Source organism: Bradyrhizobium genomosp. I (2014) (assembly GCF_000261685.1).
In the GTDB taxonomy this organism is placed as follows: domain Bacteria; phylum Pseudomonadota; class Alphaproteobacteria; order Rhizobiales; family Xanthobacteraceae; genus Bradyrhizobium.
Window position 1 is genome coordinate 1 of record NZ_AJQE01000270.1, and the last position, 3,276, is coordinate 3,276.

Sequence of the window (3,276 nt, forward strand, 5' to 3'; positions counted from 1 at the left end):
GCGGCGCCCATGACGCAGTAAGATTAGGCGAAGCCGTAACCCACCACTTCTCTATCCGCGGAAGCAGAATTGGTGGGTTACGCTGCGCTAACCCAGCCTACGGCACCGGCTTCTTTGCTATAGTTCGACTCAAGCCCAAATAGCCCGGCGGTCGAACCATGCAATCCCCACCCTCCATCGCCACCAAATCCTTCGCCGACGCAAGCCTCGCGGTTGCCCGCCTCGAGGAAATCTACGAGCGCAACACGAAATTCCTGCGTGACCGGTTCGAGGCCTATGTTGGCGGCGAAGCGATCACGACGCGGGTCCGGGCCCATTATCCCTTCGTCCGTCTCACCACCGCGACGCATGCGCGACTGGATTCGCGTCTCGCTTATGGTTTCGTCGCCGGCCCCGGCGTGCACGAGACCAGCGTCACGCGGCCGGATTTGTTCCGCAGCTATCTCACCGAGCAGATCGGATTGCTGATTCAGAACCACCGCGTGCCCGTCGAGATCGGCGAGTCCGCCGAGCCGATCCCGATCCACTTCGCCTATCGCCGCGACATCAACATCGAAGCCGCCATTACCACCAGCGAGAACTCCGCCGTCACGCGCTCGCTGCGCGATGCGTTCGACGTGCCCGATCTTGCCACGATGGACGATTCGATCGCCGACGGCACCTTCGAGCTCCAGCCGGGGGCGCCGGAGCCGCTGTCCCTGTTCCGCGCCGCCCGCGTCGACTACTCGCTGCGCCGGCTCTATCACTACACCGGCACCGATCCCGAATATTTCCAGAACTTCGTGATCTTCACCAATTACCAGTTCTATGTCGATGCCTTCGCGCAACTCTGCCAGCAGCGGCTGCAATCCGGCGAGGCCGGCCTCGACGCTTTCGTTGCGCCCGGCAACGTCATCACGCGCCGCGGCGGCGCGATCACGGGCGTCGCCCCCGCGCGTATACCGCAGATGCCGGCCTTCCACCTGGTCACGCCGGGCTACCGCGGCATCACGCTGATCAATATCGGCACCGGTCCGTCCAATGCGCGCAACGTCACGGACCACGTCGCCGTGCTGCGCCCGCACGCCTGGCTCATGCTCGGTCACTGCGCCGGCCTACGCAACACGCAGCGGCTCGGCGACTACGTGCTCGCGCACGGCTACGTGCGCGAGGATCACGTGCTCGACCGCGAGCTGCCGCTGTGGGTGCCGATCCCCGCGCTGGCCGAGATGCAGGTCGCGCTCGAGGAGGCGGTCGAGGACGTCACCGGGCTCGAAGGTTTCGAGCTCAAGCGCCTGATGCGCACCGGCACCGTCGCCAGCGTCGACAACCGCAATTGGGAGATCTCAGGCCCCGAAGTGATCCGCCGCCTGTCGCAGTCGCGCGCGGTCGCGCTCGACATGGAATCGGCTGCCATCGCCGCAAACGGCTACCGCTTCCGCGTCCCCTACGGCACGCTGCTGTGCGTCTCCGACAAGCCGCTGCACGGCGAGATCAAGCTCGCCGGCATGGCCAGCGAATTCTACCGCCGTCGCGTCGGCCAGCATCTCGAGATCGGCCTGAAGGCGCTCGAGCGGCTCAAGCAGCAGGAATCGGAACGGCTGCATTCGCGAAAGCTCCGCAGTTTCGCCGAAGTCGCGTTCCAGTAGGGAGAAAGCCCTCCTTTGCCGCTGACAAGCGGTACGATTTTCAGCATTGTTTGGCGGGGGGCCCGACCGGGACGACTCGATGCCGCTCACGCGCGACAAGATCATTGGCCATGATCTCGAACGTCTGGCCTTTCGTTTCACGATGCTGGACGATGGCGAGATCGTGCAGTGCCAGATCAGCGACGCCGCGATGGACGAACTCGCGGGCATGCAGGGCACCGAGAGCAGTGCGCGCCAGGCACAATTTTTGTCGCTGCGCGAAACCATCGAGCGGATCGCGTCGGACCTCTACGACGAAGCGCCGCGCTTCCAGGGCTACGTCGTGCGGATTTTCATGCGGCATTTGGGGCGGTGAGATCGAACGTCACGACGAGCACCCCATCCCTCACCGTCATCCTTCGAGGCTCCCCTTGCGATGCAAGGGGAGCACCTCAGGAGGACCGTATTGGAAGTGTCCCTGTTGCGGCAGCCGCTCACCCCTCCAGCTTCCTCAGCAGCAACTTCAGCGCTGTTGCCGCAAACACCTGCATGTTGTCGAACCGGTCGTTGCTGCCCGTCTCCAGCGTCATCACCTCCGCGGCGGGTCCTGCGACTGCCATGCAGCTATGGCCCGCTGCGTCGCCGTAGCGATTGCCGGTGGGGCCGGCGGCACCGGTCTCGGACAGGCCCCAATCGCAATTGAAGCGGCTGCGCATCTGCTCGGCCAGCAATTGCGCATACGGCTCGGACGACGACCGAAAGCCCTTCATTCCTTCGTCCGAAATATCCATCAGCACGCGCCTGGCATCGCGGGTATAGACCACGGCGCCGCCCAGGAAATAGGCCGAGGCGCCGGGCACCGCGAGCAGGCTGGCAGCGATCAGGCCGCCGGAGGAGGATTCCGCGACTGCGATGGTCTGTTTGCGCGCGATCAGTTTGGCGGCGACCTGTTCCGCAATGCCGACGAGCTCTTTCATTCCCTGGACCCCTCATTTCGCTGCAACCTAGCGGCGCCTTCCTAGCATATGCCGGCTGCAAAGGCCGAGTTGCGGGCGGCGGGCAGGCCTGCTTGAATGCGGGCACGAGACAAGAACTGACGAGGAAACGTGAAGGAGACGTCATGGCGTCGCTGATCGCCGGCGGCATCGATTGCGACGTGCATCCGGCCGTGCCGCATCTGACCAGCCTGCTGCCGTACCTGAACGACTATTGGCGCGATCAGGTCACGACGCGTGGCATGGTAGACCTCGTTTCGCAATCCTATCCGCAGAACTCGCCGATCACGGCGCGGCCGGACTGGCGTCCCGAAAAGGGAAAACCCGGCGAGAGCCTCGAGGCCATGCAGCGCCATGTGCTCGATCCCTTCCAGCTCAAGTTCGCGATCTGCAATCCGCTCTATGGCGTGCAGATGGTGTTTTCCGAGGACATGCAGGCCGCCTTCTGCCGCGCGCTGAACGACTGGCTCGCCAGGGAATGGCTCGATCGCGATTCACGACTGCGTGGCTCGATCGTGATCCCCACGCAAAGCGTCGAGAAGGCCGTCGCCGAGATCGAGCGCTGTGCGGAGGACCGGCGCTTCGTGCAGGTGCTGATGCTTGTCATGGGAGACACGCCGCTCGGCAAGCGCGCGCTATGGCCGATCTATGAAGCCGCGGAACGGCTCGACCTG

At 64.4% G+C, this 3,276-nt stretch carries 4 protein-coding genes; 3 read left to right on the top strand and 1 reads right to left on the bottom strand.

The window, feature by feature from the left end; translation table 11 throughout:
* Nucleotides 1-158: 158 nt before the first annotated feature.
* Together IC50_RS25200 and IC50_RS25205 are read left to right on the top strand one after the other, a co-directional pair.
* Entirely contained in the window at nt 159-1,628 is a 1,470-nt protein-coding gene (locus IC50_RS25200; protein WP_035711122.1) for an AMP nucleosidase, read from the top strand.
* Between the two features lie 79 nt (nt 1,629-1,707).
* On the top strand, nt 1,708-1,983 hold the full coding sequence (locus IC50_RS25205; RefSeq protein ID WP_035711125.1) for a DUF1488 family protein: 276 nt from the start codon (nt 1,708-1,710) through the stop codon (nt 1,981-1,983).
* 118 nt (nt 1,984-2,101) lie between these two features.
* Here the strand turns inward: IC50_RS25205 and IC50_RS25210 are convergent, their stop codons facing one another.
* Nucleotides 2,102-2,584 (bottom strand): CinA family protein, encoded by a 483-nt coding sequence (locus IC50_RS25210; RefSeq protein WP_035711128.1) that lies wholly within the window; start codon nt 2,582-2,584, stop codon nt 2,102-2,104.
* 143 nt (nt 2,585-2,727) lie between these two features.
* On the opposite strand from IC50_RS25210, the gene IC50_RS25215 reads away from it, so the two are divergent.
* On the top strand, nt 2,728-3,276 hold a 549-nt coding region (locus IC50_RS25215), incomplete at its 3' end, for an amidohydrolase family protein (RefSeq protein WP_035711130.1).

Coding starts and splice junctions, on each gene's coding strand:
- IC50_RS25200 (WP_035711122.1), top strand. CDS start 159: ATGCAATCCCCACCCTCCATCGCCACCAAATCCTTCGCCGACGCAAGC.
- IC50_RS25205 (WP_035711125.1), top strand. CDS start 1,708: ATGCCGCTCACGCGCGACAAGATCATTGGCCATGATCTCGAACGTCTG.
- IC50_RS25210 (WP_035711128.1), bottom strand. CDS start 2,584: ATGAAAGAGCTCGTCGGCATTGCGGAACAGGTCGCCGCCAAACTGATC.